The organism is Paeniglutamicibacter antarcticus (assembly GCF_039544305.1).
In the GTDB taxonomy this organism is placed as follows: Bacteria; Actinomycetota; Actinomycetes; order Actinomycetales; family Micrococcaceae; genus Paeniglutamicibacter; species Paeniglutamicibacter antarcticus_C.
In genome coordinates this window covers 1-5,326 of the sequence record NZ_BAABLK010000014.1, presented here as the reverse complement: position 1 = coordinate 5,326, position 5,326 = coordinate 1, and the positions used below count along the sequence as shown (strand labels likewise).

Annotated in this window: 1 protein-coding gene and 1 rRNA gene; both read left to right on the top strand. The window is 56.8% G+C overall.

Features of this window, described 5'->3' with window-relative positions:
- Positions 1-398: 398 nt before the first annotated feature.
- Positions 399-1,412 carry an IS3 family transposase gene (locus tag ABEA12_RS03790; protein WP_345466486.1) on the top strand — a complete coding sequence of 338 codons (1,014 nt, stop codon included), beginning with the start codon at positions 399-401 and terminating at the stop codon, positions 1,410-1,412.
- 1,432 nt (positions 1,413-2,844) lie between these two features.
- Positions 2,845-2,961 (top strand): 5S ribosomal RNA (gene rrf, locus ABEA12_RS03785).
- Positions 2,962-5,326 lie beyond the last annotated feature (2,365 nt).

The following is a 5,326-nucleotide window of genomic DNA, read 5'->3' as shown; positions in this document are numbered from 1 at the left end:
AAGACCCACTGCGCCGATGGTACTGCACTCGGGAGGGTGTGGGAGAGTAGGTCACCGCCGGACAATTTGTCCCGGAACCCCTGAACACTGTGTGTTCGGGGGTTCCGATGTTTAACCCCCAAAACCCAGGATATTCCTTCTGCTGGGGTTCGGGTGTGTGGCCTCTACCGGTGTGGGGGCCACACCTCGTTAATAAGGGGGGAGGGGTGTGCGGGCCAGCCTATTGGTCCTGTGGTGTTTCGGTTGCCTGCGCCCACACCACTGCGCCCGTATGGTGATTTGAGACAGGGTTTAGGAGAATTGTTTTCATGTCGAATCGCCGCAAATTTACCGAAGAGTTCAAGGCAGGAGCCGTTGAAANACCCGGATGCCGGCGCCGATGAACCAGGTCCGGTCGAATGGGCCAAGTACAAGGCCCTGCAGGCGGAGAACGCCGCATTGAAACGGGAGAACGAATTTTTGGGAAAAGCCAGCGCCTTCTTTGCCGCGAAGCACCTGTAGAAGATTTCTATGCGTTCATCGATCAACAGAAGGCGTTCTTCCCCATCACCTGGATGTGCCAGAGACTCGGCATTTCTAGGGCCTCGTATTACCGGTGGTCGAACCCCACCGGCCTGACACCGACCGCCAAGCGGCATTCAGAACTAAGCACCGAAGTCGCCCAGGAATTTGAAGACGCCGATCAGATGGCTGGCCGGGATCAGCTCACCAAACTGCTGAACCAGCGCGGGATCAAGGTCGCAGCCGGGACCGTGGGCTCGATCATGAAAGAAGCCGGATTGCGGGCCAGACGGATGCGCGCATGGAAGAAAACCACCGTCGTTGACCCCGCTGCACGGACCGAACACATCAAGAACCACATGCTCGATGAGCACGGGAAACGGGACTTCACCTCCGAAATCCCAGGCAAACGGCTAGTTGGCGACATCACTTACCTTAAAACCGGTTCCGGATGGCTGTATCTGGCCACAGTGATTGATTTGGCCACGCGCATGGTGGTTGGTTGGTCCATGGATTCGAATATGCGCACGCCGTTGATCATCAACGCGCTGGGCATGGCACGTGACCATCGCCGACTTCATCCAGACGGCGCAATTTTTCACAGCGACAGAGGCTCGCAGTACACCTCTGGGGAGTTCCAGAAGTGGTGCGCGGGCAACAAGATCACACAGTCCATGGGGTTGACCGGTATATGTTGGGACAACGCCGTGGCCGAGAATTTCTTCTCGCATTTGAAGACCGAGATGTATCACCACTACGACTTCCCGAACCACCTGTCGGCACGGACGGCCGTGATGGAATACATAGAAACTTGGTACAACCGGCGCCGGCCCCACAGCAACAATCAGGGACTGTCGCCAGCCAAGGCCTTGGCCGTGTTCCAACAGCAGTATGAATTGGCAGCAGCGTAAGAAGAAAAATCAATCAAGCTGTCTCAAAAACTTGACGTGCGCACCACACCCGAAAGGACGATTTGTCGGATTTCCTGGAGGCGCTGGTCGTTTGCTTAGCTAATTCTTCCAACGGTGTTCTCGTTGTGGATCAGGTTTATCTGCTGGTTCGGCGGGCCGGTGGATACGAGTGCCATGGTTGAGCTTGTTTGACTGAATATTTGCTCGTTTGGGGGCCAGCAATATTGGGCGTGGGGACCAGCCCGGGGAAACGGGAATATTCTCCGTGGGAGCCACCAGTGGCGTTGCCGTGAGCCAATTAGTCGGCGGAGTGGAGGGCTACGCCGCCACGTGAGCAGGTCCGGCCTGCACCGGTCGCCCCTGCGGTAGCCGGGCACGGCCAACCACGGGAAATACACGGAGGACTCCATCCGGACGGCGACCGCGGAGCAGTCGAGCGCCTAGGGAACGCCTTTGCGGCCCGGCCCTACGTGTTCTGCACGTGGTGTCCGCAGATGGGCCGGTACCGGCGTCCACGCCGAGCCGGTCATGCACCGGGGCCTCCAGCGTCTAATCCGGATCTGAGCCTGCAGGTACACGTGACGCGAGAGGATCGGTGCCGTACAGGAATAGTTGGGCCCTTGGGGGCCGGTGGCTCCCACACGGGGCGGTAACGGCATCCAGCGGCAATATCAGTGGCTCCCAACGGCAATAATGGGTGGTCCCCAAAGCGTCGAAGACTCATGACAGTACAGCTTTATCGCGGGTTTCCTGCCCGAGAAGACTGCTTCTCGTGTAAAAGGAGGCATAGGCCGAGCTCGGTTGCATAACTTGATGCCTATCCGGATTGCTGCCTGGTTCCATTTGAGCGGGAGTCGACTAAGACTGTTCCTGTCAGTGGAAGTTCTAAACTGACCCGAGGTGGCAATCTTGAATCCTCGCTGACCATCAGCGGCAACCGTTTTGATCCCTGGCGGGATAGCTATGAACTTCTCCCGGCCTGCAGGGGGCAGCCACTTGGCCCATCGATACTTTCTGACGAGGGTACTTGCTCGTCCTATTCCTGGATTCTGAGGCGGGCCTGACGCCGGCAGGGGGATTTGAATGGGATGTGAATCAAGTCCGCGCACCACCTTCAGGGGACTAGGCACAGAGGCCGTATTCATGAACGTTTTCCAGAATTGTTTGGGCAGTGCTACTGTCTCGGGTCTGAATCTCCATGGTTGGGGTGCCGTCGAACGAACAGTTACATAGCGAGAAGCCTGCCGTGTCGATATTGAGAAGTCGGGTGAATGGCATGAGGTGCTGCGATGACATTCACGGCACCGTTGCCACACATTGATTGGCGCATGCTTTCAGATTCAGTTATAGTTATTGACGAAGATCCACAGCATTTGCTGCGACTCGACGAAGCCACCGTTGCTCCTGAACAAGGAACGTGCGGTACTAGAGTTACGGCGGTCATAGCGTGGGGGAAACGCCCGGTCCCATACCGAACCCGGAAGCTAAGACCCACTGCGCCGATGGTACTGCACTCGGGAGGGTGTGGGAGAGTAGGTCACCGCCGGACATAACTGTCCCGGAACCCCCGAACACTTTGTGTTCGGGGGTTCCGATGTTTAACGGGCGCATCGATAAGGGACCTCGAGTTCTAGGGGCTTATGGGACAAAAAGTGTTCTGGCCCGGGCACGAGCAACTTTTCGTACATGCATTGTGGTCGCTAATCCCAGGTCGTCGCCGAGCATTCGAACGGCACCCACCACTTTTTGGTTCGCGGCAGTTGCGGCAGTTGCCAACGACGTTTCATTCGTTTCTTCAGATGGGCCGATCGCAGGGGATGGAACGCGCCTATTCATCGGCTCAAAGGCTCGACGGACCGAGCAAGGTAGAGGGCAATCACTTGGGGTTTGGCCTGAAAGCCTTGGGTTGCGTAATCCCGATCACGCTCCGGCAGTATTTCGCCGCCCCAGTCTCCTCAACCCGCGACCACACGCATTGACCGATCAGAACGCTGGTTAGGTTGGCCAGTGACGAGAATTCACAATGACTCCGTCGTCGGGATCGTCCAGCCCCAACGTCATTACAATTTGCGTTTGCGTTGGCGACCACGTGTTGAGCGTCGGGTCGTTTGTCCTAACAGCGGCTATCGTCAGCCTGACGATGCAAACCACCAGAAATCAATACCTATGCCGCGAAAGCCCTCATCGGCATCGAAGTCGACGCCTGATCACCAACGAACGCGACGTTCAACACCTGTCCGGGTAGGCGGTACTGAATATTTCGAATACTTGAGACTGCCTGAGATCAAGATAAGGTCGCCCGGAAATGCGTGCTCCGTATAAAGCTTCGACGCCTCGAATCGTGGTCTGCCCGTCATACGGAGGGTTCCTCGGGGCGGAAAAGCATTGCCGGCCGTAGCGGCTGGAGCCGGCGCCGACGAACCCCGAACGCACGCGACGCCTTAGACCGGCTCGCCGTCGCCGATTCCCTCCCCGCAGCGCCGGGCAAGGGGTAAAGAATTGGCTTGTTCGCGGGCTTGGGCACGAATGTTAGCTTCCATACACCGTGGTCAAGAATGAGTCAGGCCCGGTTTCCCCGCTCAGGTCGTGCTGAAGAGAGTCCGACGGCGAGTAGGCCACGACCTCAGGCCAGACTAGTTCGTAGAATCAATCAGGTCGGCGACGGCAGAGAACAACAGGACACTCGAGAATCTCACCTGTCATAAGTCCGGAGGGCTTCTCTGATCCTGTAGAAGCGATCCCAGGCGACACCGATCCGCTTGTTCGTAAAACTCTCGAGGTTTCTGCAGAGACGCCTGCTCCGCGGTCGTTGGCCGTTACCGTGTCGTTGAAAAGGGCTACACCAGGTGTCCGGACCGGCCGTACCATGACGCCGAATTCGTTAGCGGGCCTTGATCTAAGCCGACCAAACTCTACATCGTTGGTAAAAGCAGGCAGGATGCAAACATCAGGCCGGCTTTCATACAAGCCCTTTGAGCAACCGCTGGTCTCGACGAAGACTGCCGCCGGGTGGAAATGCTATTTATTGCAGCTCGGCCCCTATCGTCTAGGTAAATCGTTGGCTGAAGAAGAGGCCTATCAATGTTGGGCGCAGTTCAACGAACGCAACGGTGTCCCTTGCGGGTCAAGCCGGGCCGGCCAAGACTTCGCATTCTGGCCGGCAATGATCGAAGAAGGCTTCCGATCCGTGCTTGACGCACCGTTTACTCATCGACTTGCGCAATGGGTTGTGTGATGCGCCTTCGCCCGGGAGTTGCACACAGATAATTCCGACTGGTGAGGGCTATACGGAGGATGATCACCTATGGCTCGTGTTCCACCTGGTGATGAGCAACTGGCAGTGCGAATGGATCGGGCTCTCGAATCCGTACTCGCGTGAGGGGTCCAGCTGCGCAGCCTTTTGGGGAGTTGCTGGAGTCACAGTGAGTTTTTTACGAAAATGGTGTTCAAACGGCCACGTATGAGTCGACGGGGGGCCGGAACTCGGGGTTCTTGCGGCGAGCCATCGTCGACTTGTGGTGGTGGCGTTTGGTGTGTATAGTTTTCTAAGTCGCCGCGAGGTGCACAGCGGATCAAACCGGGTGCGAATCGCCAGGCGACCGAATTTCTACCAAAATCCCCCTTTCAGTTTTCCTTGATGCTTCGTGTGTCGGATTTCTGGTGGGAGCCGCATGGTAGGGCATTGGATACCGGAAACGGTGGATTTGCTCTTCGACTCGCGGCGGGGTAAGGTAGATAAGTTGCTCCAGAGCGAAGCGGCCGGGTCAGTAAGTCCTGGTGGTGGGTTTTGGAAGTGTCTGTTGTTTGAGAACTCAATAGTGTGCCAAGTTTGTTGATACCAATTTATTTATTTTATTGGTGAATGGTTTTTAGGTGTACACCTCCGTGTGCATGCTAGGAGCAATTTGCCGGGA